This window comes from Luteipulveratus halotolerans (assembly GCF_001247745.1).
In the GTDB taxonomy this organism is placed as follows: Bacteria; Actinomycetota; Actinomycetes; order Actinomycetales; family Dermatophilaceae; genus Luteipulveratus; species Luteipulveratus halotolerans.
The window spans coordinates 3,180,115-3,204,856 of the sequence record NZ_LAIR01000002.1; the positions used below are offsets into that span (position 1 = coordinate 3,180,115).

General features: G+C 70.9%; 26 protein-coding genes. 5 read left to right on the top strand and 21 right to left on the bottom strand.

Annotated elements, in window-relative coordinates; translation table 11 throughout:
• Window positions 1-5: 5 nt before the first annotated feature.
• Window positions 6-1,781: a lysine--tRNA ligase gene (lysS, locus tag VV01_RS15980; protein WP_050670744.1), complete on the bottom strand. Its 1,776-nt coding sequence runs from the start codon at window positions 1,779-1,781 to the stop codon at window positions 6-8.
• 62 nt (window positions 1,782-1,843) lie between these two features.
• Window positions 1,844-2,389: a dihydrofolate reductase family protein gene (locus VV01_RS15985; protein ID WP_050670745.1), complete on the bottom strand. Its 546-nt coding sequence runs from the start codon at window positions 2,387-2,389 to the stop codon at window positions 1,844-1,846.
• Window positions 2,390-2,480: 91 nt separating this feature from the next.
• Between VV01_RS15985 and VV01_RS15990 the strand changes: the two genes are divergently transcribed.
• On the top strand, window positions 2,481-3,179 hold the full coding sequence (locus VV01_RS15990; protein ID WP_050670746.1) for a TetR/AcrR family transcriptional regulator: 699 nt from the start codon (window positions 2,481-2,483) through the stop codon (window positions 3,177-3,179).
• 59 nt (window positions 3,180-3,238) lie between these two features.
• Here VV01_RS15990 and VV01_RS15995 read toward each other — a convergent pair whose 3' ends face one another.
• The 3 genes from VV01_RS15995 to VV01_RS16005 all read right to left on the bottom strand — a co-directional run bounded on the left by VV01_RS15995 (window position 3,239) and on the right by VV01_RS16005 (window position 6,360).
• The gene (locus VV01_RS15995) at window positions 3,239-4,528 is read right to left on the bottom strand and encodes an adenylosuccinate synthase (RefSeq protein ID WP_050670747.1); all 1,290 of its coding nucleotides are present in this window, start codon (window positions 4,526-4,528) and stop codon (window positions 3,239-3,241) included.
• A gap of 82 nt (window positions 4,529-4,610) precedes the next feature.
• Entirely contained in the window at window positions 4,611-5,600 is a 990-nt protein-coding gene (locus tag VV01_RS16000; RefSeq protein ID WP_050670748.1) for a helix-turn-helix domain-containing protein, read from the bottom strand.
• A gap of 28 nt (window positions 5,601-5,628) precedes the next feature.
• Window positions 5,629-6,360 (bottom strand): TetR/AcrR family transcriptional regulator, encoded by a 732-nt coding sequence (locus VV01_RS16005; protein WP_050670749.1) that lies wholly within the window; start codon window positions 6,358-6,360, stop codon window positions 5,629-5,631.
• Between the two features lie 86 nt (window positions 6,361-6,446).
• On the opposite strand from VV01_RS16005, the gene VV01_RS16010 reads away from it, so the two are divergent.
• Window positions 6,447-7,451 (top strand): ATP-binding cassette domain-containing protein, encoded by a 1,005-nt coding sequence (locus VV01_RS16010; protein WP_050670750.1) that lies wholly within the window; start codon window positions 6,447-6,449, stop codon window positions 7,449-7,451.
• The gene (locus tag VV01_RS16015; protein ID WP_050670751.1) at window positions 7,448-8,281 is read left to right on the top strand and encodes an ABC transporter permease; all 834 of its coding nucleotides are present in this window, start codon (window positions 7,448-7,450) and stop codon (window positions 8,279-8,281) included. The genes VV01_RS16010 and VV01_RS16015 overlap by 4 nt, the downstream gene beginning before the upstream one ends.
• A 101-nt stretch (window positions 8,282-8,382) precedes the next feature.
• On the opposite strand, the gene VV01_RS16020 is transcribed toward VV01_RS16015, so the two are convergent.
• From VV01_RS16020 to VV01_RS16050, 7 genes are all read right to left on the bottom strand, one after another.
• Window positions 8,383-8,787 carry a DUF3151 domain-containing protein gene (locus VV01_RS16020; protein WP_050670752.1) on the bottom strand — a complete coding sequence of 135 codons (405 nt, stop codon included), beginning with the start codon at window positions 8,785-8,787 and terminating at the stop codon, window positions 8,383-8,385.
• 2 nt (window positions 8,788-8,789) lie between these two features.
• A complete protein-coding gene (fbaA, locus tag VV01_RS16025) occupies window positions 8,790-9,815 on the bottom strand; it encodes a class II fructose-bisphosphate aldolase (protein WP_050670753.1) in 1,026 nt (341 codons plus the stop codon).
• Window positions 9,816-10,047: 232 nt separating this feature from the next.
• The gene (locus VV01_RS16030) at window positions 10,048-11,298 is read right to left on the bottom strand and encodes an RNA polymerase sigma factor (protein WP_050670754.1); all 1,251 of its coding nucleotides are present in this window, start codon (window positions 11,296-11,298) and stop codon (window positions 10,048-10,050) included.
• A complete protein-coding gene (locus tag VV01_RS16035; protein WP_050670755.1) occupies window positions 11,295-11,654 on the bottom strand; it encodes a YciI family protein in 360 nt (119 codons plus the stop codon). The genes VV01_RS16030 and VV01_RS16035 overlap by 4 nt, the downstream gene beginning before the upstream one ends.
• Window positions 11,651-12,034, bottom strand: coding sequence for a YciI family protein (locus VV01_RS16040; RefSeq protein WP_050670756.1), 384 nt, complete (start codon window positions 12,032-12,034; stop codon window positions 11,651-11,653). Before VV01_RS16040 ends, VV01_RS16035 begins: the two co-directional genes overlap by 4 nt.
• Before the next feature lie 41 nt (window positions 12,035-12,075).
• Entirely contained in the window at window positions 12,076-12,732 is a 657-nt protein-coding gene (locus tag VV01_RS16045) for a TrmH family RNA methyltransferase (protein ID WP_082221032.1), read from the bottom strand.
• A 10-nt stretch (window positions 12,733-12,742) separates the two neighbouring features.
• The gene (locus tag VV01_RS16050) at window positions 12,743-13,702 is read right to left on the bottom strand and encodes a helix-turn-helix transcriptional regulator (protein ID WP_050670758.1); all 960 of its coding nucleotides are present in this window, start codon (window positions 13,700-13,702) and stop codon (window positions 12,743-12,745) included.
• A 90-nt stretch (window positions 13,703-13,792) separates the two neighbouring features.
• Between VV01_RS16050 and VV01_RS16055 the strand changes: the two genes are divergently transcribed.
• The gene (locus VV01_RS16055) at window positions 13,793-14,383 is read left to right on the top strand and encodes a DinB family protein (RefSeq protein WP_050670759.1); all 591 of its coding nucleotides are present in this window, start codon (window positions 13,793-13,795) and stop codon (window positions 14,381-14,383) included.
• Here VV01_RS16055 and VV01_RS16060 read toward each other — a convergent pair.
• Window positions 14,380-15,243 (bottom strand): ABC transporter substrate-binding protein, encoded by an 864-nt coding sequence (locus tag VV01_RS16060; protein ID WP_050670760.1) that lies wholly within the window; start codon window positions 15,241-15,243, stop codon window positions 14,380-14,382. The genes VV01_RS16055 and VV01_RS16060 overlap by 4 nt on opposite strands.
• Window positions 15,244-15,331: 88 nt before the next feature.
• Between VV01_RS16060 and VV01_RS16065 the strand changes: the two genes are divergently transcribed.
• Entirely contained in the window at window positions 15,332-15,976 is a 645-nt protein-coding gene (locus tag VV01_RS16065) for a DedA family protein (protein WP_050670761.1), read from the top strand.
• Window positions 15,977-16,038: 62 nt separating this feature from the next.
• On the opposite strand, the gene VV01_RS16070 is transcribed toward VV01_RS16065, so the two are convergent.
• The 8 genes from VV01_RS16070 to VV01_RS16105 all read right to left on the bottom strand — a co-directional run bounded on the left by VV01_RS16070 (window position 16,039) and on the right by VV01_RS16105 (window position 24,737).
• Window positions 16,039-17,757 carry a DUF2339 domain-containing protein gene (locus VV01_RS16070; protein ID WP_197275067.1) on the bottom strand — a complete coding sequence of 573 codons (1,719 nt, stop codon included), beginning with the start codon at window positions 17,755-17,757 and terminating at the stop codon, window positions 16,039-16,041.
• A gap of 97 nt (window positions 17,758-17,854) precedes the next feature.
• Window positions 17,855-18,523: a response regulator gene (locus tag VV01_RS16075; RefSeq protein ID WP_050670763.1), complete on the bottom strand. Its 669-nt coding sequence runs from the start codon at window positions 18,521-18,523 to the stop codon at window positions 17,855-17,857.
• 22 nt (window positions 18,524-18,545) lie between these two features.
• On the bottom strand, window positions 18,546-19,682 hold the full coding sequence (gene macS / locus VV01_RS16080; RefSeq protein WP_197275068.1) for a MacS family sensor histidine kinase: 1,137 nt from the start codon (window positions 19,680-19,682) through the stop codon (window positions 18,546-18,548).
• A 248-nt stretch (window positions 19,683-19,930) separates the two neighbouring features.
• A complete protein-coding gene (locus VV01_RS16085) occupies window positions 19,931-20,659 on the bottom strand; it encodes a transglycosylase family protein (protein WP_157508877.1) in 729 nt (242 codons plus the stop codon).
• Between the two features lie 352 nt (window positions 20,660-21,011).
• Window positions 21,012-21,899, bottom strand: a complete 888-nt coding sequence (locus VV01_RS24785; protein WP_071606415.1) for a LemA family protein — start codon at window positions 21,897-21,899, stop codon at window positions 21,012-21,014.
• Window positions 21,900-22,064: 165 nt separating this feature from the next.
• A complete protein-coding gene (locus VV01_RS16095; protein WP_050670765.1) occupies window positions 22,065-22,814 on the bottom strand; it encodes a hypothetical protein in 750 nt (249 codons plus the stop codon).
• Between the two features lie 133 nt (window positions 22,815-22,947).
• Window positions 22,948-23,616, bottom strand: a complete 669-nt coding sequence (locus VV01_RS16100) for a sirohydrochlorin chelatase (protein WP_050670766.1) — start codon at window positions 23,614-23,616, stop codon at window positions 22,948-22,950.
• A complete protein-coding gene (locus VV01_RS16105) occupies window positions 23,616-24,737 on the bottom strand; it encodes a uroporphyrinogen-III synthase (RefSeq protein WP_157508879.1) in 1,122 nt (373 codons plus the stop codon). The genes VV01_RS16100 and VV01_RS16105 overlap by 1 nt, the downstream gene beginning before the upstream one ends.
• Between the last annotated feature and the right edge of the window lie 5 nt (window positions 24,738-24,742).

The following is a 24,742-nucleotide window of genomic DNA, read 5'->3' on the forward strand; positions in this document are numbered from 1 at the left end:
CCGCGTCAGGGGGTGAGCAGCTCGCGGACGCGGTCGGCGCCGATCGCCAGCAGCAGCGTGGGCAGGCGCGGGCCGGTGTCCTTGCTGATCAGCAGGTTGTAGAGCAGCTTGAAGAACTCGCGCTGCGCCGCACCGAGCGCGGCCGCCGTCTCGGGGTCGGCCTTGCGGTCGGGCTTGAAGTCGGCCGACTTGCCGGCCTGCACCTTGGGCACGCCGTAGACCTGGTGGGTCAGACCGTCGATCGACCAGTCGGCGTCGAGGGCTGGGAGCTCGGATCCCTTGCCGTCCAACAGGATCCGCAGTGACTCACGCTGATCGTCGGTGAGCGCGGCGAGAGCCTCGGTGTCGGGAGAGGTGCGCACGACCGTACGGTCCTCGGGCGCCATCTGCTGCTCGACCCACGCCGTCGCGCGGTCCAGGCGCGGGCGCAGCTCGTCCAGCGACGTGAGCGGAGCGGACGGGTCGAGCGAGCCGAGGATGCGCAGCGTCTGCTCGTCGTCGCCGGTGGTGATGTCCACGACGGAGGCGATCGTGCGGTACGGCAGCGGGCGCGGCGTCAGGGGCAGCTCGCCCTCCGCGACGGATACCGCGCGGGTGTGTGCGGCGATGTCGCCCGGCTGCGCCGAGTCGCCAGAAACCTTGCGTACCAACGAGTCCCACTCGTCGTACATGCGCTGGATCTCGGCGTCGAGCGCCACGTCGAACGCCTGGTTGGGGCGCTTGCGGGCGTACAGCCAGCGCAGCAGCGGCGGCTCCATGAACTGCAGCGCCTCGACGGGCGTCGGCACACCGCCCTTGGACGAGGACATCTTGGCCATGCCGCGGATGCCGACGAACGCGTACATCGGGCCGAGCGGACGCTCCCACCCGAAGATCGGGGCGAGCTCCTTGCCGACGGCGTACGACGAGCCGGGGCTCTGGTGGTCGACGCCGGACGGCTCGAAGGTGACCTTCTCGTAGGCCCAGCGCATCGGCCAGTCGACCTTCCAGACCAGCTTGCCCTGACGGTGCTCGCGCAGCAGGACGGTCTCGGTGTGGCCGCACCGGCAGGTGTAGGTCATCTCGGTCGACGCGTCGTCGTAAGAGGTGACGGTCGTGAAGTCGGTGCCGCAGACGGAGCAGTACGGCTTGTACGGGTAGTAGCCGGAGCCGGCCGAGCCGTCGTCCTCGGAGGCTGCACCCGAGCCCTCAGCAGCGGCGGCGGCTGCAGCAGCGTCGTCCTCGGAGAGCTTCTTCTGACCCTGCTTCTGCTTCTCGCCGGGCTGGGCCGGGAGCGTGCGGTACTGGTCGAGGACCTTGTCGATCTGGTCGCGGCGCGACATCGCGAACAGCACCTGCTCGACGTAGGCGCCCGAGGTGTACTGCTCGGTCTGGCTGATGCCGCGGTAGGTGATGCCGAGCTGGGCCAGGCCGTCCTCGATCTCGGCGCGGAAGTGGGCGGCCCACGAGTCGTACGCCGACCCGGCCGGCGCGGGCACCGACGTCAGCGGCTTGCCGATGTGCTCGGCCCACGACTCGTCGACGCCCTCGATGCCGGCGGGCACCTTGCGGTAGCGGTCGAAGTCGTCCCAGCTGATGATGTGCTCGACCTCGACGCCGCGGCGGCGGATCTCGTCGGCGACCAGGTGAGGCGTCATGACCTCGCGCAGGTTGCCGAGGTGGACGGGGCCGGACGGGCTGATGCCCGAGGCGCAGACGACCGTCGTTCCCTGCTTCTCGGCGGCCTCGATGGCCTCGTCCGCGAGTCGGGATACCCAGTCATCCAGCTGCTGCTCAGTCACGACCGTGAAGTTTAGGCCCGTACGCCGCCCGGCTCCGAATCCCTGGGTACGCCGGCGGACGGTCAGGCCGGGCCGTACGCGAGGTGCACCACGCCGTTGTCGTAGACGTCGCTGGCCTTGAGCGCGAGCTTGGTGGGGTCGACGCCGTCGCCGAACAGGTGAGCGCCCTGCCCCATCGCGACCGGGTAGACGAACAGGTGGAGCTCATCCAGCAGTCCGTCCTTGAGCAGGCCGCGCACCAGCTCGCCGCTGCCGGAGACGTAGATCGTGCCGTCGACCTCGCCCTTGAGGCGCCGGATGCGGTCGGCGTCGTACGCGCCGAGCAGCTCCGAGGGACCCCACTCCTGCGAGGGCTGCTGGGATCCGACGACGTACTTGGTCGTCTCGTTGAAGAACGGCGCACCCGGGTCGTCGTCCGCGGTGCGGTCGCGCCACGCGGGCGCGAACATCTCAAAAGTCTTGCGCCCCAACAGGATTGCGCTCGCCGAACCGGTGATCGCCCCGAGAGTCTCTCCCATCTTGGGGTCGAAGCCGTACTCGAACGTCCACGACGGGTCCTCGAACACTCCGTCGACCGCCATGAACTCGTGCGCTGCGATGGTGCCCATGATGTGGCCTCTCGACTGGGAGAAACAGTTTCCAGCAGATGCAGTATCCGCAGGACGCAATATTGCCAACGGATATGTCTGAGGAGGCCGCATGAGCGCCGACCCCACCCTCGAGCTGCTGTGGGGGCTGCGGGCCGCCTCGACCCGCGGTCCCAAGGCCGCGATCGGCGTACCCGAGATCGCCGCAGCTGCTGTCGCGATCGCGGACGACGAGGGCTACGACGCGGTGTCGATGGAGCGGGTGGCGGCTGCGCTGGGCTACACGAAGATGTCGTTGTACCGGCACGTGTCGAGCAAGGCCGAGCTGCTCGCGGTCATGATCGAGCTCGCGATCGGCGAGCCGCCGAGCCTGGCCGGCGTCCGCGGGGGCTGGCGCGCGCGGGCACGCCGCTGGGCGCACCTGATGTGGGACTGCTGGGACGAGCACCCCTGGGTGCCCGAGGTCACGGTCGGCAACCGCGCGGTCGGGCCCCACGAGGTCGGCTGGTCTGTCGCGGGCCTCGAGGCGTTCGAGGGCAGCGGCCTGTCGCGCGCCGAGACCGTCGACGCCGTCGCCCTGCTGAGCGCGCACCTGCACAGCTCACACGCGACCAGCACCGCAGGCTCACAGCCGTGGACGCCCGACCTGCACGCCGATCCCATGCTCGGCGACGTGATGCGCCGCTCCGGCCGCGCCTATCCCGCGCTCGACGCGGTCGTCACCGGGCGCGCGGTCTCACCGGACCGGCGGACGTTCGGGCTCGAACGCATCCTCGACGGCATCGAGGCGCACCTGGCCAAGAAGGCCTGAGCCGCTCAACCGCCGATGTGCGTGGGCGGTCGGATCAGGCAGAGCCCCTGATCGATCGATCAGTCGGCGAGCAGGTCGTGGCGGACGATGACCTCGTCGCGGCCCGGGCCCACACCGATCACCGAGATGCGCGCACCGATCTGCTTCTCGACGTACTCGACGTACGCCTTGCAGTTGGCCGGCAGCTCGTCGTACGAACGGCACTTGCTGATGTCCTCCCACCAGCCGGGCAGCTCTTCGTAGATCGGCGTCGCGTGGTGGAAGTCGGTCTGGTTGACCGGCATCTCGTCGTGGCGGACGCCGTCGACGTCGTACGCGACACAGACCGGGACCGTGTCCAGGCCGGTGAGGATGTCGAGCTTGGTCAGCACGAAGTCGGTGACGCCGTTGATGCGGGTGGCGTAGCGACCGACGACGGTGTCGAGCCAGCCGGTACGACGCGGGCGCCCGGTCGTGACGCCGAACTCGGCGCCGGTCTTGCGCAGGAACTCGCCCTTGTCGTCGTGCAGCTCGGTCGGGAACGGACCCTCGCCCACGCGGGTGGCGTAGGCCTTGAGGATCGCGATGACCCGGTCGACGCGCGTGGGCGGCACACCCGAGCCGGTGCAGGCGCCGGCCGAGACGGCGTTGGACGACGTGACGTAGGGGTAGGTGCCGTGGTCGACGTCGAGCAGCGTCGCCTGACCGGCCTCGAACAGCACGTTCTTGCCGGCGTCGAGCGCCTTGGACAGCTCCAGCGAGGTGTCGGCGACCATCGGCTTCAGGCGCGGGGCGTACGACAGCAGCTCCTCGACGATCTCGTCGACCTCGATGGCGCGACGGTTGTAGATCTTGAGCAGCATCTGGTTCTTGACGTCGAGTGCGGCCTCGACCTTCTGGCGCAGGATCGACTCGTCGTAGAGGTCCTGGACGCGGATGCCGACGCGGTTCATCTTGTCGGCGTACGCCGGGCCGATGCCGCGGCCGGTCGTGCCGATCTTGCGCTTGCCGAGGAAGCGCTCGGTGACCTTGTCGAGCGTCGTGTGGTAGCCGGTGATGACGTGCGCGTTGGCGCTGATCAGCAGCCGCGAGGTGTCGACGCCGCGCTTGTCCAGACCCTCGAGCTCCTCGAAGAGCACGCCGATGTCGACGACCACGCCGTTGCCGATGACCGGCACGACGTTGGGGCTGAGGATGCCGCTGGGCAGCAGGTGGAGGGCGTACTTCTCACCGTCGATGACCACGGTGTGGCCCGCGTTGTTGCCGCCGTTGAACTTCACGACGTAGTCGACGCGGTCGCCGAGCAGGTCGGTGGCCTTGCCCTTGCCCTCGTCGCCCCACTGGGCTCCTACGAGCACGATGCCTGGCATAGGTCGGTCCGCCTTCCTTGTCGGTCTCGGGCCGCATGCAGGCTATCTGGTACGCCGGACGGTCGCCGAAACCGTTCGGCCGTCAGGACCCGTCGGGCTCGCCCGCGTCGGCGGCGGCACGGCGACGACGGCCGTGACCGGTCGCGAGCGACATCGCCAGCTGGAACCGGGTCTCGACGCCGTGCTCCTCCATCAGCCCCGCGATGCGCCGGCGCACTGTGCGCAACGAGACGCCCATGACGCGGGCGATCGCCTCGTCCTTCAGGCCCTGACGCATGAGGTCGACCAGCGCGGTGGCGTCGTGGACCTCGCCCTCGGCCAGCGGCGTCGCCGTCGCCCAGAGCCGGTCGAACAGCTCGACGAACGCCGACACGACCATCGGGTCGCGCAGCACGACCCAGTCGCCGTCGGCCTTGCCCCACTCGGTGGTGCCGAGCGCGACGTCGTCGCCGAAGCATGCGAACGACGACGGCAGCGACGCTGCGACCCGCTGCTGCTCACCCGCGGTGGCCCACTCGCCCATGACGGTCGAGGTCTCGATCAGCTCGGGGATGTAGAGACCTCGCTGCTCGCGCCCGCCGTCGAGCAGCTGGCGTACGACGGGGTATGCCTCAGGTGACTCGGCCGCCGACGTGTGCGCCACCCGGATCGCGCCGACGGTGCTCGCCGCGAGCTGCTCGTGCACGGTCACGACCGAGGCGGCGTCGACTCGCTCGCGCGCAGGCTGCTTGGAGTCCGAACCCGCTTGTCCCATGCGGTGATCCGCGGCGAACTGGTCGATCGCGTCACGCACCCGGGCGAGGTCCTGACGGCGGGTGGCGAGCCTGGCCTCCTCGGCGTTCAGCACACGTTCGAGCGAGGCCCGCGGGTGGTCGGCGTGCAGCTCGCCGGCCTCCGTCGTACGCACCAGGCGCCTCGCGCGCAGCTGCTCGAGAGCGTGCTCGGCCTCGTAGTCGGTCCAGCCGAGCCGGGCGACGTGCGCCGCCAGGGTGAGCCCCGACGTACGCAGCACATGGCGGTAGAGGTCCTCGCCCTCAGCGCCGATGCCGAGCACCAGCAGTCGTCCGGTCATGCCTCCACCTTACGAATCCTGTTGCGCATCAACGCTCCAGGCGCCTCTCGATGCCGTCGATGAACGCGCTGACAGCAAGGTCCATCGTGTCCTCCCAGGTCAGGTTGAACGTGTCCTCGTCGAGCGCACCCATGACTGGGTAGTCGCCCGAGGACATGGCCTTCTCCAGCACAGGTGCCTGCGCCGCCCAGAACTGCTCGTCGGTCACACCGGTGCGCTCGACTGCGCGCACGGCGTTGATCTCCTGGCGGGCGATGCCGGTCACGAGGCTGTCGAGGGAGATGACGACGATCATCTTGTGCTGGTCGGTCATCGGCAGATCGGACAGGCCGCCCATGATCGCCTCCAGTCCTGCCATCGTGTTGGGTCCGAGCAGCGGCCGCGACTGGTCGACCTGCAGCAACCAGGGATGGCTGGTGTAGAGCTCGTAGAACCCGTAGGCACACTCGCGCAGCCTCGCCTTCCACCCGCCCTGGGAGCCGGGCTTGCGGGGCGCGTTGACCCGGTCGAGCATCAGGTCGAGCAGCTCGCTCTTGCCCGGCACGTGACGGTAGAGCGACATCGTGCCGAGCCCGAGCTCGCTCGCGATCCGGCGCATCGACACCGCGTCGAGACCCTCCGCATCAGCGATCTCGACGGCTGTGGTGACGATCTGGTCGAGCGTGACATTCGGCTTGCGGCCGCGGGTCGGCGGCTCGTGCATCCCCCACAGCAGCGCCAACGACGCGTCGATGTCACCTGCCCCGCTGAAATCGCTCATGGGCGCAGGCTACCGGCCGCAGTTGCGATGCGTACGCCGTACGCTTTATCGTTTGCGTACGGCGTACCCATAACTGGAGGTGGCAGGTGCGAACCCAACAACCCGCGATCGAGGCGGAGTCCGTGCGCAAGACGTACGGCGACAAGGCAGCCCTCGACGACTTCTCCCTGACCGTGGCTCCCGGCACGGTCCTGGGGCTCCTCGGACCCAACGGGGCAGGCAAGACGACCTTCGTGCGCATCCTCACGACGCTGTCGCGGATGGACGGTGGCAGCGCTCGGGTCGGCGGCTTCGACGTCCAGCGCGAACGGCGCGAGGTGCGCTCCCGGATCGGCCTGACCGGGCAGCGCACGGCACTCGACGAGATCCTCACGGCCCGCGAGAACCTGCGGATGTTCGGCCGCCTGTTCCACCTGAGCAAGCGCGAGGCGGCCGTCCGCGCCGACGAGCTGCTCGAGCAGTTCAGCCTCACCGAGGCCGCAGACCAGCAGGCCAAGTCGTTCAGCGGCGGGATGCAGCGCCGCCTCGACCTCGCCTCGTCGATGATCCTGGCGCCTCAGGTGCTCTTCCTCGACGAGCCGACGACGGGGCTCGACCCCCGTGGTCGTCGCGAGGTCTGGGACGCCGTACGCACCCTCGCAGCCGGCGGCACCACCGTCCTGCTCACCACGCACTACCTCGACGAGGCCGACCGGCTCTCGGACCGCATCGCGGTCATCGACCGCGGACGAGCCGTCGTCGAGGACACCCCCGCCGGCCTGAAGAACATGATCGGCGGCGACCGGCTCGAGGTCGTCGTCCAGGACCCGGACGACCTTCCTCGTACGACGGCGCTGCTCGCCTCCGCGACCGGCGACCCAGACCCTCGTCAGGACGTCGACGCGCTCCGCGTCCACGCCGCCGTCACCGACCGAGTCTCCGCTGTGGGCAACGTGATTCGCGCCGCAGAGGCCGAAGGCATCGCCATCGAGGACATCGGCCTGCGCCAACCCACCCTCGACGAGGTCTTCCTCCGGCTGACCGGCAGGACCGCCCAGGAGGACTCCCCCGCAGCCGACCCCGCGCGTACCCAGGAAGAGGTCTTGTCATGACTGCCACCACCGCTCCACCGGCGATCGCTCCGCCGGCTGGTCGACGACTGCGCTGGGCGGTCTCGGACTGCTGGACGATCGTGCGCACCGAGCTGACGCACCTGGTCAAGCAGCCCTCCGAGATCGCCTGGCAGCTGGGCTTCCCGATCGTGTCGGTCCTGCTGTTCGTCTACGTGTTCGGCAGTGCGATGGAGGTCGGCGGCGGAGCCGACTACAAGACGTACGCGATGCCCGGACTGTTCGCGATGACGATGGCGTTCGGATTCATGAACACCGCCTACATCGTGGCCATCCAGAAGGAACGCGGTGTGATGGACCGCTTCCGGTCGATGCCGATGGCGCCGTCGGCCGTCGTCACCGGTCGCGGCGTCGCCGACGTGCTGCGAGCAGCGCTCGACCTGCTCGTCCTCGCGGTCATCGCGCTCGTCATCGGCTGGCGCTCGGACGGCAGCCTGCTCGAGACGCTCGCGGCGTTCGGGCTGCTTCTCCTGCTGCGGTTCGCGCTCATCTGGGTCGGCATCGTCCTCGGTCTCGCCGTCAAGAACGAGGAGGCCGCCGGGAACCTGTTCGCGGTCGCGTTCCCGTTCGGGATGGTCTCCAGTGTGTTCACGCCCCCGAGCCTGATGCCCGACTGGCTCGGTGCGATCGCGATGTGGAACCCGGTTTCCTCGACGGCCAACGCCGTGCGCGACCTGTTCGGCAACCCGGTCGCCACCGGTGACACGTGGATCGAGTCGCACGCCCTGCTCATGGCGGTGGTGTGGCCGATCGTCATCACGGCAGTGTTCCTGCCGTGGGCCGTGCGCAGGTACCAGAGCCTCAGCCACTGACATCGGCCTCGCCGAGGGGCCCCAGCAGCACGCGAGAGGACCACTCGTTCGGGTCGAACGAGTGGTCCTCTCGGTGATGTGTGTGCCTGTCGGCGAGGGCGTCAGAGGCCGAGCTCGCGCGCGCCCGTCGTCGAGGAGTCACGCAGGAAGTCGGCGCACCGACGCTGCTCGTCGGACTCACCGATCGCACCGGCGGCCTTCGACAGCGCTGCGAGCGCCCGCAGGAACCCGCGGTTGGGCTCGTGCTCCCACGGCACCGGGCCCTGACCGCGCCAGCCGGCCTTGCGCAGGGCGTCGAGCCCGCGGTGGTAGCCGGTGCGGGCGAAGGCGTAGGCCTCGATGGTCAGGTCGTCCTCGAACGCGTCCTCGGCGAGCGTCGCCCAGGCGAGCGACGACGTCGGGTACGCCGCCGCGACGTCCCGCGCGTCGACACCGTCGGCGAGCTTGGCCGCCGCCGGGTCCTGCGGCAGGTGCGTCTCGGGGATGCCGAGCAGGTTGTCCGCCACGATCAGGCCTTGGTGCCGGCCGAGCCGAGGTGCTCGCAGGCCTCGACGACGCGGGCCGCCATGCCGGCCTCGGCCTCCTTGCCCCACGCGCGCGGGTCGTACTGCTTCTTGTTGCCGACCTCGCCGTCGACCTTCAGGACACCCTCGTAGTTCTTGAGCATCCAGCCGGCGACCGGGCGCGAGAAGGCGTACTGGGTGTCGGTGTCGACGTTCATCTTGACGACGCCGTACGACACCGCGGCCTTGATCTCTTCCTCGGTCGAGCCGGAGCCGCCGTGGAAGACCAGGTGGAACGGCTTGTCGTCGGCCGTCTTGAACTCGGTGTGGACGGCCTCCTGAGCGGCCTTGAGCACCTCGGGCTTGAGCTTGACGTTGCCCGGCTTGTAGACGCCGTGCACGTTGCCGAAGGTCAGCGCGGTCATGTAGTAGCCGTTGTCACCGGTGCCGAGCGCCTTGGCGGTCGCGATGGCGTCCTCGGGCGTGGAGTACAGCTTGTCGTTGATCTCGTGGGCGACGCCGTCCTCCTCGCCACCGACCACGCCGACCTCGATCTCGAGGATGACCTTGGCGGCCTTGCACAGGCCGAGCAGCTCCTCGCCGATCTGCAGGTTCTCGTCGAGCGGCACGGCCGAGCCGTCCCACATGTGCGACTGGAAGTACGGCAGGCCGCCGCCCTTGACGCGCTCGGTCGACGCCGCGAGCAGCGGGCGCACGAACCCGTCGAGCTTGTCCTTGGGGCAGTGGTCGGTGTGCAGCGCGATCTGCACGTCGTACTTCTTCGCGACCTGCTCGGCGAACGCCGCCATGGCCAGCGAGCCGGTGACCATGTCCTTGACCGTCGGGCCGGAGAAGTACTCGGCGCCGCCCGTCGACACCTGGATGATGCCGTCGCTGCCGGCCTCGGCGAACCCGCGGATCGCGGCGTTCAGGGTCTGGCTGCTGCTCACGTTGATGGCCGGGTAGGCGAAGCCGTCCTTCTTGGCCCGGTCCAGCATGTCCGCGTAGCCCTCAGGGGTCGCGATGGGCATCTGTCACTCCCTCGTGGTTCTGATCGGCCACGCGTCGTCGCGGGCCAGGTCAGCGGCCAGTCTCGCACGCGCGGGTACGCCGGGTGGCCCGGTCTCGGCGTACGAATCGGTCACGCGCGCCGACCGCGCTCAGCACAGCGACTGGGTAGCCCACGACCGTCAACATCGTTGCGCTTCGACCGCAACGATGTTGACGTTGCCAGGAGGGGTACCTCCGCCCAGGCGGACCGCCTCAGCCGTCCAGGGCGTCGCGGCGGCGCAGGAGGTCGGCACGCTCGGCATCGTTGCCGCAGCGGTCGATCGCCACGCTGTACGCCGACCGCGCGGCGTCGAGCTCGCCCGCGCGCTCCAGCAGCGCGGCTCGCACGGCCGGGAGGCGATGGCTGCGCGGCAGCTGGTCATCGAGGTCGGCCATCGCGTCGAGACCGGCCTGCGGCCCGGACGCCTCGGCGACGGCGACCGCGCGGGCCAGGCGGGCGCTCGGCGTCGGCGCGAGCGCGAGCAGGTCGTCGTAGTGGTCGACGACGCGCCCCCAGTCGGTGTCGTCCGACGACGTGGCCGTCGCGTGCTCGGCGGCGATGCGAGCCTGTACGACGTACGCCGCTGCCCGCACCGGGATCGGCCCGGTCAGCGACGCCGACTGCAGCAGCGCCACTCCTTCGTCGATCTCGTCCTGGTGCCACGAGCTGCGGTCCTGATCGGGCAGCAGCACCAGCCCGCCGTCGGCGTCCACGCGCGCATCGCGTCGCGAGTGCTGCAGCAGCATGAGCGCGAGCAGACCGACCAGCACGGGTTCGTCGGGCCGCAGAACCAGCACCACGCGTACGAGCCGAATCGCCTCTGCTGCCAACGCCGTTCGCACGACGTCGGGTCCACTGCCCGGCGCATAACCGGCGGTGAACGCGAGGTATGCCGTCTGAGCGACGACCTCCAGCCGTTCGGGCAGCACGTCCGCCGACGGCACCGCGAACGGGATGCCTGCCGTCACGATCTTCTTCTTGGCGCGCGTGAGGCGGGCCGCCATCGTCGGCTCGGGCACCAGGAACAGCCGCGCGATGTCGGCCGTGCTCACACCGAGGACGAGCCGCAGCGCGAGCGCACTCGCCGCCGCCGGGTCGAGCGCGGGGTGGGTGCACATCAGCACCAGCCGCAACAGGTCGTCCTCCACCAGGTCGCCAGGATCCGCGAAAGCCGTTGCGGTCGAACGGTGTTCGGCGTCCATCACCAGCAGAGGCATCTTGCGCTGAGCCATCGCCTCGGCCCGGATCCGGTCGAGCACGCGTCGACGTGCGGCCGTGTGGAGCCAGGCCGCCGGGTTGTCGGGTACGCCGTCGCGCGGCCACCGCGTGGTCGCGGTCTCGACGGCGTCGGCGAGCGCGTCCTCGACCAGGTCGAGCCGTCGGAAGTGCGCGAGGAGCAGCGACGTCAGCCGTCCCCACTCCTCGCGCACCACCTCGGCGAGCGCCGCCTGCTCGACGCTCACACCGACTCGTACCCCTCCACGCCGACCACCGCCCGGATCTCGAGCGTGTACGCCCGCGGCAGCAGCCTGGCCGCCGCAATCGCGGTGTCGAGGTCGGGCAGCTCGACGTCGTAGTAGCCGCTGAGCTGTTCGGTCAGCTCGACGAACGGCCCGTCGGTGACCACATCCGCATCACCGTCGCGCCGCACAGTCGTGGCCAGGTCGGCATCGCACAAGGCCGCACTGCTCGTACGCCGGCCGCGCTCGTCGACGTACCGCTCGAAGGCGTGGTGGGCGTCGAAGTACTCCTGCCGGGTCGCCTCGTCCGCGCGCTCCCAGTCACCCGGGTCGCACGCGATGAGGACGACGTACCTCATCCCTGGCTGCCCTGCGGCGCTCCAGGACGCTCGTCCTGGGCGACGGTGCGTCGCACCTGGATGCCATCCCCGAGCGCAGCGATGATCTGACAGCAGTCGAGCAGGTCGTCCAGGTCGTCGGACTCGACCTGGTAGAAACCGCCCACCTGCTCGGTCGTCTCGGCGAACGGCCCGTCCGTGGCCGGGCCACCACCGGCGGGGATCAGCTTGACGTCCGAGGACCCGTGCAGCTCGGCGCCGCCGGTGATCTTGTGGCCGCGCCGGGTGAGCTCGGCGCCGAACCGCTCGTACTCGGCGTACCCGGCCTTGCGCTGCTCCTCGGTCATCGAGGTCCACCAGCGGTCGGGGTCGCCGGTGATGAGGACGACGTACTCGGTCATGACGTGCTCCTTGCGTCGGATGTCAGGCCGCGGGCGCGGCCTCACTCCCCTGACGAGCGAGCACGCCCCGTATCGACAGCCTGCCCGAAGACGTGCCGCCGCACCCAGGCATGCATGGCGATCGCCGCCGCCGCGCCGGCGTTGATCGACCGCGTCGACCCGAACTGCTCGATGTGCAGGACGGCGTCGCACGCGTCCTGCATCTCGCGCGTCAGCCCCGGCCCCTCCTGCCCGAACACCAGCACGCACTCGCGCGGCAGGTCGTACGTCTCCAGCGGTCGCGAACCAGGCAGGTTGTCGATCCCGATCAGGGGTACGCCGGCCGCCCACGTCACGAGGTCGTCGACGCTCGCGTGGTGGTGCTCGTGCTGGTAGCGGTCGGTGACCATCGCGCCGCGGCGGTTCCACCGTCGTTTGCCGACGATGTGAAAAGCCTTGGCGTTGAACGCATTTGCCGTGCGGATGACCGAGCCGATGTTGAAGTCGTGGCCCCAGTTCTCGACCGCGACGTGGAACTCGTGGCGGGTCGTGTCGAGGTCGGCGACGATCGACTCCAGCGTCCGGTAGCGGTAGCGGTCGACCACGTTGCGGCGGTCGCCCTCACGCAGGAGCTCTTCGTCGTACGCCGGGTCCGGGGTGCCGTCGGGCAGCGTCGGCCACGCGCCCTGCCAGGGCCCCACGCCGACCTCGTCCGTCACGCCCGGCACCCTAGCCCGCCGCCGCGCTGGCAATGCGGGCGATGCGGTCGGCGACCCGCCGCAGGGCGTCCTTCAGCTCGGGCGGGTCGAGCACGACGAAGTCGACACCGAACCGCGGCAGGTGCGCAGCCATCACGTCGAGGTCCTCGGCACCGACCAGCAGCTCGCACGAGTCGTCGTCGATGGGCGTGACGGTGCCGACGGAAGGCGGGATCATGCGACGGATCGTGTCGGCGCCGGCGGCCATCCGCAGGCGCGCGTTGTACTGGTAGCCGCCGTGGGCCATCGCCTTGCGGATGAACTCCTCGGCGTCCGGCGACTCGCGCGGCTTGAACCGCCACGTGCCCGTCGTGACGTCGGCCATCCGGTCGAGCCTGAACGTCCGCCAGTCGTCTCGGTCGAGGTCGAAAGCCATGAGATACCAACGCCGTCCGGTCGCCGCGAGGCGGTAGGGCTCGACCCGACGCTCGGTGCGCTCGCCGGTGCGCGACTCGTACGCGAAGGTCACCCGCACGTGCTCACGGATGCCCTGCGCGAGCGCGAGCAGGGCCACCGAGTCGACCGTGACCGGGTTGGAGTCGAGCGTGATCGTCGACTGCTGGACCGCGGCCACCTGCGTGCGCAGGCGGACGGGCAGCACCTGGTCGAGCTTGGCCATCGTGCGCACCGCTGCCTCACCGACGCCGGCGACCGTGCCGCCGGCCGCCAGGCGCAGGCACACCGCGACGGCCACGGCCTCCTCACTGTCCAGCAGCAGCGGTGGCAGCGCCTTGCCGGCCCCCAGCTGGTAGCCGCCACCGACGCCCTGCGACGCCTGCACCGGATAGCCGAGGTCGCGCAGCCGCTCGACGTCGCGCCGGACGCTGCGCGTCGTGACACCGAGCCGCTCGGCCAGCTCGGGCCCGGACCACACCGGCCGCGACTGCAGCAGGCCGAGCAGCTGCAGCACGCGGGCTGTCGTATCGCTCATGCGCCCATCATGACCCGACCAGCGGACCGATCCTGTCCGCTTGGTGCGCGACGGTTCTCTCAGCACCTACCGAACGAACGGAGCGAAACCATGCCTGCACAGGCCGCCATGACCACCCACGAGGGCGAGATGCTCGCGAGCTACGTCGTCCAGCAGCTGAACGGCGTACGCGCCGCGGCGTACGGCCTCACCGACGAGCAGGTCGCCCTCACCCCGACGACGTCATCGCTGTCGGTCGGAGGTCTGGTCAAGCACGTCACGTCGTGCGCGACCGGCTGGCTGGACCGAGCGTTCGCCGCGCCCGGCACTCCTCCGGAGGTCGACCCCGAGGCCGCACGGGCGGCGTACGGCGAGGAGTTCACCGTCACCGCCGCCGACAGCGCTGCCTCCCTGCTGGCCGGTCTCGAGGCCGTGATCGCTCGCGTCGAGAAGGACGTGCCCGGGCTCGACCTCACCGCCGCCGTCCCCGTGCCCGACGCGCCGTGGTTCCCGAAGGACCTCGGCGCCTGGAACGTGCGCTGGGTGCTGCTGCACCTGGTCGAGGAGGTCGCCCGGCACGCCGGCCACGCCGACATCATCCGCGAGGCGATCGACGGCGCGACGATGTACGAGCTGCTCGCCGGACTGGAGGGCTGGCCCGAGACGCCCTGGCTCAAGCCCTGGCAGCCCGCGACCGTCTAGCTCAGCTGCGGGACGGTCTTCTTCGACGACAGCCACTGCTCGGCGAGCGTGTCGAGGGTGCCGTCGGCGCGCAGCTGGTCGACGGCGGCACTGACGCACTGGGTCAGGGCTGAGCCCTTGGGCAGGACCGCACCGACCTTCTCGTCGGCGTCGGCCGGCAGCTCGCCGACGACGCTCGCGTCGTCCAGCACCGACGACGCGAGGTACTGCGCGGTCGGCAGGTCGGCGACGAGGCCGTCGATCTGGTGCGCGGCCAGCGCGTCCTTGGCCGCCCCGATGCTCGGATAGCTGGTGGGTGCCGTCGTCGGCCTGATGTGCTGGTTGATCTCCTCGTACGACGTCGTGCCGGCCGCGGCCCCCAGCCGCGCCGTCCGCAGCTCGGCCAGCGTGGTCTTGCCGTCGATCGGGCTGCCGTTCCAGGTGATCAGCGCCTGCCGGACGCTGTAGTACGGCGTCGAGAAGTCGACCGCCTGCTGCCGCTGCGGCGTCACCTGGGCCTCGACCAGCGCGAGGTCGAAGTTCTTCGCGCCCGGCGCCACGACCTTCTCGAACGGCTGCCGCACCCAGGTGACGTCACTCGGCGCGAGGTCGAGGTGCTGGGCGATGCGGTAGCCGAGGCCCGCCTCGTACCCCTCGCCGTTGCCCGGGTCGTCGCCGATGAACCAGGGCGCGTACGCCGGCTCGTTGACCGCGATCGTGAGCTTGCCGTCGGTGACGGTCTTGAGCGAGTCCTTGCTGCACCCCTTGGTCTGCACGAGGCCGGCCGCACTCGGCGTGGAGTCGGTGCCGGCCTGTGCCGAGCACGCGCTCAGCGCGAGGGCGGCGGCGAGCAGCGAGGCGGCCGAGCGCAGAAAGCTCATGGGCCTGACCCTAACGACTCCCCGAACCGGCGACCGGACGCAGTGACAGGGTGTTGCCAGGTTGCACCCCGTACCCTTGGGCCCCGTGATGCATGCGCTCGGTCCCAGCTGGATGGACCCCAACTACCTGCTCGCCGAGTTCGGCGGGGCGTTCTTCTGGCTGTCGATGCTCATCGTGTTCATCGAGTGCGGTGTGCTGTTCCCGATCCTGCCCGGCGACTCGCTGCTGTTCGCGATCGGCCTGTTCACCGCGACGTCCGACCAGACCGGCTTCGACGTACCCCTGTGGCAGTCGCTGCCGCTGCTGATGATCGCGGCGTTCGCCGGCAACGTCGCCGGTTACGAGATCGGGCGGCTCATCGGTCCCAGCCTGTACGAGCGTGACGGCCGCATCCTCAAGCGCAAGTACTTCGACCAGACCTCGGAGTTCTTCGACAAGCACGGCAACAAGGCGCTGGTCATCGGCCGCTTCGTCCCGATCGTGCGCACGTTCATCACCCTGGTCGCCGGCGTCAGCCGGATGGACCGCCGCCGCTTCTTCGTGTGGAGCGCTGTCGGCGCTGTGCTGTGGGTCGCCTCGGTGGTGCTCGCCGGCTACCTGCTCGGCAACGCCTTCCCGTGGCTCGGCGACAAGATCGACATCATGATCCTGCTCGTGGTGCTCGTCTCGGTGCTGCCGATGGTCTGGGAGTACTACAAGCACCGCAAGGCCTCTCGGGTCACCGTCTCCTGATCGGAGCACGGCTGCGGCCGTGGACCCCCCCCTGAGCCCACGGCCGCCTCGCCCGCCTCACCTCACGCCGTCGGCCCGCCGGCGCTGCGCTCGGCGAAGATGCGGGCGTACCTCGTGCCGGCCACCAGCAGCACCAGGCCGACGACCAGGAACGACCCGGCTCGGGCGATCCCGCCGATCGCGTCGAGGTCGAAGACGAACAGCTTGATCAGGGCCGCCACGATCACCGTCAGGCCCAGACCCAGGACGACCCGCGCGTACGCCGGCCGGCGCAGCCCCGCCATCAGCAGCGCGTAGCCGAGACCCACCCACAGCGCGGTCGCGACGAAGTGTCCGGCGAAGAACCCGCCCGTGCTGTGCTCGACCGCGACGCCCGCGCTCACAGCGGCGACGACGACCGCGTACAGGCCCATCAGTGACGGCAGCACCAGCGACAGGGCGCGCTCGTCGTCCTGCGAGCTCATGCGGACACCGGCCAAGCCGAGGGCGGCCGCCGCGGCACTCGCCACCAGACCGGAGGCGGCCGTCGATGCTCCGAGGGTCGCGAGGGCGGCCTTCGGGACGCTCAGGGCGTGCGGATCGGCACTGACGATGAGCAGGTGGAGCGTGCCGATCAGCAGCATCAGCGCCGCGCCGATGAGGGCGGGCAACGACCGGTGCTGGCCGGCGAGCACGGCCGTGACGACAGCGACGACCAGGAACGGCGCCGAGGTGTCGTAGTCGGCGGTCAGCACCGTGCAGGCCTGCAGCACCGCGAGGCCGGCGATGGTCGCGACCGACCAGGTGGCAGTGGCCGGCAACGGGCGGGCAGCCACGGCGGCCAGCAGCACGGCGACCGCGACGGCACCCGACCAGACCGAGCTCACCGGCGACTCCATCGTGGCGCCGACCGCGATCACCGGCAGCGCGGCCAGCACCATCACGACCCCCGCAGTGACCTGATCGGGGCGTCGACGCAGCACCAGCAGACCTGCCGCGACACCGGCAGCACCGAGCACCAGCACCGAGCCCAGGGCAGCGGAGCCGATCATGCGGTCGTCGGCGGCACGTGCGGCGATCAGCGCGCAGGCCCCGATCACGGCGGGGACGGTCCGCACGGCGCCGAGCCAGGACCACCCACGCCGTACCTCGGGCACCGCGCCGACGACGGCGAAGACGGTCAGGAACATCAGCAGGGTCGGCGTCACGCCGTGCGTCAGGACCGGAGCGAGCGCGGCGGCTCCGGCGGTGACGATGACGGCGAGCAGCTGGTTGTTGCAGCGCATCGCGACGAGCGAGCCCGCCACGACGCACGCCAGGGCAGCGGCGAGCCCGACCGCCGCGGGCACCCAGTCGTAGATCGTGGTGACGGCCAGGATGTCGAGGTAGAGGCCGGCAAATCCGGTCGACAGCAGGGCCGTTCCGCCGACGCGGCCTCCGGGACGGCTGATCACGCGACCACCCGCGGCGAGCAGTGCGCCGGCGAGGACAGTGCCCCCGGTGACCCGGACCTGCGGTCCGAGCAGTCCGTGCTCGGCAGCGATCACGAGGAGCATGACGACGCCGACGAGAGTGACGGCGACACCGGCGAGCACGAGCAGACGACTGATGACACCGTCGCGCTGCCACCACGGCACGCGCGGTGGCGCCGGAGGAGGCGCGAACGGGCCGCCGGGGCCGAGACCGCCCGGGTGGGCGCCGTACGGCGGCTGGTGAGGGACGGCGTACGCAGGTCCGTCCGGTGGCGGAGGCTGCGCGGGAAGCGACGGAGGAACGGGTGCGGGCGGAGTCGAGGTGCTCATGTGTACGAGCCTCGCGCCGGCCAGGGGCATCCGGCCTGAGTAGAACCACCCGCGCGACCCGGGGACTTCGCCGTACGCCGGGTGCGTGCTGCCGCGGTCAGCCCTCGTCGATGCCCTGCTCGATGGCGTAACGGGCGAGCTCGACCCGGTTGGCGAGCTGCAGCTTGCGCAGCGTCGACTGCACGTGGTTCTCGACCGTGCGGTGACTCAGGCTCAACCGCGTGCCGATCTGGCGGGCGGTGAGGCCCTTGGCGACCAGCCGCAGCACCTCGGTCTCACGGTCGGTGAGGCTCGGCAGCTGGGGGCCGTCACTCGGCGGTGGCGCCGTGGACATGCGGCGGTACTCGCCGAGGACGAGGCCGGCGAGGCCGGGCGTGAAGACGGCCTGGCCGGTGGACGTCGCGGTCACGGCATCGACCAGCTCTGCGGCGGATGCCGACTTGACCAGGTAGCCCGACGCACCCGCCTTGACGGCGTCGAGGACGTCGTCGCGCTCGGACGACGCCGACAGCACCAGCACGTGGGCCTCGGGCGCCGCCTCGAGGACGGCAGCCGTGGCCTCGGCGCCGTTGCCGTCGGTGAGCTGCATGTCCATCAGCACCACCTGCGGGGTGGTCGCGGCAGCGCGCCTCGCGGCGGACTGGACGCCGTCGGCCGTCGCGACCACGTCGAACCCGGCCGCGGTGAGGTCGCGGCTCACCCCGTCACGCCACATCGGGTGGTCGTCGACCACCATCACCGTGACCTGTACGTCGTCGTCACCCACGTGTGCTGCTCTCCTTCGTCACTCAGCTGCCGGCGAGCGGGACGCGCAGCTCCCACTCGGTGCCCTCGCCCGGGGCCGTCTCCAGCAGGGCCTGACCGCCCAGCTCCTCGACGCGCCCGCGGATCGACTTGCTCACGCCCATCCTGCCCTCTGCCTCGGCGGCCGCGAGGCGACCCGGGTCGATCCCGACGCCGTCGTCGCGCACGGTGACGACGACCTCGCCGGGCAGGTCCTCGACCAGGACGAAGGCGCGGGCGTCGGGGCCGGCGTGCCGGTCGACGTTGGCGAGCACCGTGCGTACGGCGCCCTCAAGACCGTCCGCGACGTGACGAGGGACGAGGACGGCCGATGCCGGTGCGGACACCTCGACCTCCGACGAGACCACCGCACGCAGGTGCCGCCGCAGGTCGACGAGCCCGCCGGAACCCTGCGTGGGGGCGGCCTGCTCCGACAGCAGCACGCGCAACGCCTGCTCCTGCTCACCCGCCAGCCGCGCGAGCTCACCGATCTCGCCGCTCGCACCAGCACCGCGGCGTCGCATCAGCGCGAGCACCTGCAGGACGCCGTCGTGCACCTCGCGCGCGAGACGCTCACGTTCAGCGGTGGCGGCTCTGATGCGGACCGCCTCGGCGAGCTGCTCGTTGGCTCGCCGGGCAGCCGACGCCGCCACGCCCATCGTGAGGCCGGCGGTCACCATGACCGGGACCGTGGAGTCCTGCAGGACGCGCCCGAGGTCGTGCGTCACGTGCAGGCTGAGCAGGCCCAGCAGCAGACCGCTGCCCATACCGCCCCACGGCCCCCACAGCACCGCCGTCGAGAGCACCGCGTTGGTCACCCACAAGGTCGTGGGCAAGGTCTGGTGCGACGTCCACCAGCTCTCGTCGCTGACCAGGCGGCTGGCGTACATCAGCAGCACCGCGACCACGTGATCGGCGATGACGACCTGCTGGCGTCGGCGGCCCGCCGCGAGCGCGACCGTCGCGACGAGCGACCACGCGACGAGAACGCCGATGAGAGCCCAGCTGAGGGTGGGCCGCGTGTGGTGACCGTCGGAGGTGACCTGGACCTGAGTGCCGACGGCGTACAGGACGGTGGCGATGCGGAAGGCCTGGGCTGCGCGCCACAACGGCCGGGTCGGGTCGTCGACGTCGTCAGCCATGGTCCACATCATGCTGCGTCGGGCCCCGCGGGAGCGCCCCGGGCACAGCGAAGGGGCTGAGCGTCCCCCGACGCCCAGCCCCTTTCAACCGACCCCTCGGCTGTCACTGCTACTGCCTAGACGCGATGACCCCCCACGAAGGTTGCGCCGACGGGCAGAAAGTTTTCGGAGATCTTTCAGGGCGTTCCTGGGGGACGCCAAGAGCCCCGGAAGCCGTGCGGCTTCCGGGGCTCTTCAGACGTGCTGGATCACGCAGGCAGGTTGAGCACCTGGCCGACGAAGATCAGGTTGGGGTTGCTGACAGTCTTGCTGTTAGCGGCCCACAGCTGACGCCAGCTGCTGACGTCGTACTTCTCGGCGAGCTTGCCGAGGGTGTCGCCGGCCTCGACGGTGATCTGCTTGTCACCGGCCTTGACGGACGGCACGGAGTGCACGTGGCGCTTGGTCGCGTGCTTCGGCGCGCGGACCTCGTGACGCTCGGCCTTCTTCTCGACCTTGGGCGCGTCGACGTGCTTGCGCTCGACCTTGCGCTCGGCCTTCTTCTCGACCTTGCGCTCGGACTTCTTCTCGACCTTGCGCTCGGACTTCTTCTCGACCTTGACGTCGGAGCCACGCGAGGCGCGGTCGGAGTCGCTGCCCGCGGAGGCGGCGCCACCGTTGGAGCGGGTCAGGCCGGCACGCTTGGAGCAGACCGGCCACGCGCCGGGGCCCTGGCCCTCGAGGACGCGCTGAGCGACGCGGATCTGCTCGGAGCGGCTGGCGTTCTCGGGCGAGCCGGAGCCGCCGAACGCACGCCAGGTGGACGGAGTGAACTGCAGGCCTCCGGAGAAACCGTTGCCGGTGTCGATGCTCCAGTTGCCGCCGGACTCGCACTGCGCGACGCGGTCCCAGACGTTGCCGTCTGCGTGGGCCTGGCCAGCGGTCCCAACCGAGACGGCGGCAGCAGCCGCGGCGCCGGTCGCAACCAGGGTGGTCACTCGTGCCTTGCGATTGTTGAGCAAAGTCTTCCCTTCGTGTTGCCGCCTCGCAGCGCACAGTGGCAAGGCACCCGATCCGGGTGTCGTGCCGCGGTGTTGTGCTCCGCCCCTCGCCTGGTTCCGGTAGTTCCGGTGTTGCGCTCACAGGAGGGATAGGCGAGTGAGCGCACCAGATGCTCAGCCCATACAGGTCAGGAGGACTGGGTTGAGCATGACCGCGAGGTCAGGGGAGTAACCGTTTCGTGACCGTGATTCGTTACCGGAAAAGGTCGATTGTGACGGGCATCACAATCTTTGACCTACCGTCGAACGGCCGGATGCGCTAGGCAAATCGCCGGGCTGACCTGGGACTTCAACCTTGAGGAGTCGAACCCTGCGGCGGCTGTCCCTGATCGGGGAAATTTCCGCCCGGCGGCGGGTAACCCGGGCCCTGCGACGGACCGGCGGGCGAGCTGCCCGGGCCGTACGGGGGCTGTCCGCCCTGGGGCGACTGGGGCGCCTGAGGCGACTGGGGCTGGGGCGCCTGGTACGGCTGGGGCTGTCCGCCCTGCTGGTACGGCTGCGACTGGGGCGGGACCTGGGTCGGTGCGGCCGCCTGACCGGTCTGGACCGAGCCCGGCTGCACCGGCGAGCCGGCGTCGGAGACGGCCGGAGCACCCGGGCCGCCCGCTGCCGAACCGGCTCCGAAGCTGACGCTCGGGGCGTTGCGCGCCTGCTCATCGACCTCGAAGTACTCCTCCTTCGTGATCTTGGCGAAGCCCGCGATGATGTTGGTGGGCACGGTCTCGACCTTGGTGTTGAGCTCGCGCACGTTGGCGTTGTAGTAGCGCCGGCCCGCTGCGATGCGGTCCTCGGTCGAAGACAGCTCGTTCTGCAGGGCCATGAAGTTCTGGTTGGCCTTCAGGTCGGGGTAGGCCTCAGCGACCGCCATCAGGCGGCCGAGCGCCTGGGTCAGCATGTTCTCGTTCTGCGCCGCAGCGGCCGGCGTGCTCGCACCGCTGACCGCGGCCGCGCGGGCACGGATGACCTCCTCGAGCGTGCCGCGCTCGTGCGCGGCATACCCCTTGACGGTCTCGACGAGGTTGGGGATGAGGTCGTGCCGGCGCTTGAGCTCGACGTCGACCTGGTGCCAGGCCTCCTGGACGAGGTTGCGGAGCTTGATCAGGCCGTTGTAGGCGAAGACCGCCCACAGGACGAGGAGGACCAGGACGACGACGATGCCGATCAGGACCCACATCATGGGAGTTACCTGCTTTCTCGCAGATTCGAGGACTGCGATGAGCCTAGCCAAGGCGAGCCCGCTCGTACCCGCTCTCCACAGGTGCGGCGTACGCCGGCCGCGACCGCACGAGCGGCGCGACCCGCCGTCGATCCGGGAGTCGCGCCGCTCGGCGGGGACGTGGTCTCAGCCGCGACGTCGCCGGCGGCCGACCAGGACGGTCGCGCCGGCACCGACCAGGCCCACGGCACCGACGCCGAGGCCGGCTGCGGTCAGGGTGTTGCCGCCGTCACCCGCGGCCACACCACCGTCGACCGGCGGGCCCACGGTGATGGTGGCGAATGCCGGGTTGGGCGTGTCGAAGGTGCACGAGCCCGCGGTCAGCACCAGCGTGTTGGTCGTCCACGAGACCGTGAGCTTGCTGGCCGCGAGTCGGACGACGCCCGGGGTCGACGTGGTGGTCTCGAGCGAGCCGAGGCCGGTGGCGGTCGTGGTGATGGGACCGGATGCGGGGATCGGCGTACTGGGGATGGCCATGAGCGGTGCCAACCGCACGCCGGGCAGCAGCACCGGGCCGGAGGTCGCGTAGGGCAGCGTGTTGCCGACTCCGGCGAGGAAGCTGCTCGGCTTGAGCAGCTGCTTGCGCACGTCGTCCGCGTAGGCGGTGTCCGTCGTGATCGTGGCCTTGACCGTCGGCGCCGCGATGAGCGAGCTCACCGGCACGGTGGCCCGGGCGTTGGTCGAGATGTCGGCGGTCCAGTGGTAGGTCTTGGTGACGAAGTTGGTCGTCAGGGTGCAGGTGATCGGCACGGGCCCGGTGCCCGGTGCAGTGCTGGCCGCGTGCGCGGTCGGTGTCGCCAGCCCCATCGACAGGGCGACGGCCCCGCCGACCGCGCCCAGTGCTGCCAGCCGACGTCGCGTGGTGGTCGTGTCCACGGTCCCCTCGTTTCTCGGGCGGCGCACCCTGGCGCAAACCCCTCGGGCGCTACTCCGCAGTAGCGCGTGCGCGCATGTTATGGAGAATGTGACCTGCGTCGCACCGGAACGGCGATTTCTTCTCAGCCCGCGTTCAGACGGTGCGCGCCAGCACCTGCTCCACCACGAGCGGGTCAGCGTCCAGGGGCGCCGTGACCAGGTCGGCGCCGGCCTTCAGCAGCTGCCGGTGGAAGTGGCCGCGCCCGAGCAGGTACGCCGACACGACGACGCGGGCGGACGGGTCCGCCGCGCGGGCTGCCGCCACCGCTGTCGGCACATCGGGCTGGGCGGCTGAGCCGTACGCCACCCGCACCGGGCCGTCCCAGGTCGCCTTCAGCAGTCGTACGGTCTCGAGCGCGTCTTCGGCCGCCTCGGAGCGCGACGACCCGGCGGCCGCGAGCACGACCTGGTCGGCCGGTGTCGCCCCGACCTCGACCAGGCGGGCGTGCAGCACGGCCGCCAGCCGCGCGGCGGGCCCGAGCGCCGGTGCGGCGGACGTGCCCGGGTGTGCCTCGACGACCCGAGCGATGTCGACACGGACGTGGTAGCCGGTGCTGAGCAGCAGCGGCACGATCAGCGGCGGACCGTCCGAGGCGCACACGTGTGCGACGACATCGGCGAGGGTCGGCTCCTGGACGTCGACGTAGGCGAGCTCGACACGTCGACCGGGTCGTGCGGCGCGTACACCGGCAAGGACGTCGAGCACCGTCTGCTGGCCGTCGGGGTCGGCCGTGCCGTGCGCGCACAGAACCACGGGCCGCATCAGCCGTCCTCGCCGTCGGCCACCGCCAGCCGGTAGCCGCGCTTGACCACGGTCGCCACCAGGTCGCGCGAGCCGAGCCCTTCGCGCAGCCGCGCGACGGCGACCTCGGCGGTGTGCAGGTCGCTGGAGCCGCCGGGCAGCGCCGCGAGGATGTCGCCGCGCGAGACGACACCGCCCTGGGCGAGCGCGAGCACGCGCAGGGCGGCCAGCGAGCCCGGCGAGAGTGCGAGCACGTCGCCGTCGAGCACGGCGGCCCCGCGCAGGACGCGCAGCTCACCGCGTGGGGTGAGGACGCGCAGGCCGCGGCGTTCGGCGAGCTCGCGCACGAGCGCACGGACCAGCGCGCCCAGCCGGAACCGGTCCGGGACCAGCGCGCGGATGCCGACCGTCTCCAGGGGTGCGGACGTGACTGTGCCGACGGCCGCCGCCACGACGCCGTCCGGCTCGTTGCAGGCCGCGACGACCTCGGGCAGCACGCCTTCGGTCCGGGCGACGTCGATGAACGCCGTCGCACCCGGCGCACTGGTGAACACGACCGCGTCGCACGCCCGAGCCGCGACCCGGCGTACGGCGTCACGCACCGCCGCGGGGTCGGGCGCGGGTCCCCAGCGGTAGACGACCAGCGAGCACACGTCGGCGCCGGCGAGCGCGAACGCCTCGTCGAGCCCGTCTGCGCCCGCGCCGTGGTGCTGGATCGCGATGCGCTGACCGTGGACGCCCTCGGTGAGCAGGAGGTCCTGGATCTCGGCGCTCGTCTCGGACTCGGCCACCCAGTCGGCGGTGAGACCCTGCGCCTGCAGCGCGCCGCGCGCCTTGGGGCCTCGGGCGATGATGCGCGAGGAGGTGAGCATCTCCATCAGGTCGTGCTGCAGGCCGGCGGCGTCGGCGGCCTCGACCCAGCCGAGGAATCCCACTCCGGTCGTCACGACCACGACGTCGGGCCAGGCTGCGAGCAGCTCGCGCGTGCGGGCGATCAGCTCGGGGTCGTCGACGTGCGGCACGACCGACAGTGACGGCGCGTGGACGACCTCGGCACCCCTGCGCTCCAGGGCAGCGGCCAGCTCGTTCGCGCGCCGCTGCGCCGTGAGGACGACGGTGCTGCCCGCGAGCTGCGAGCTCATGGCTT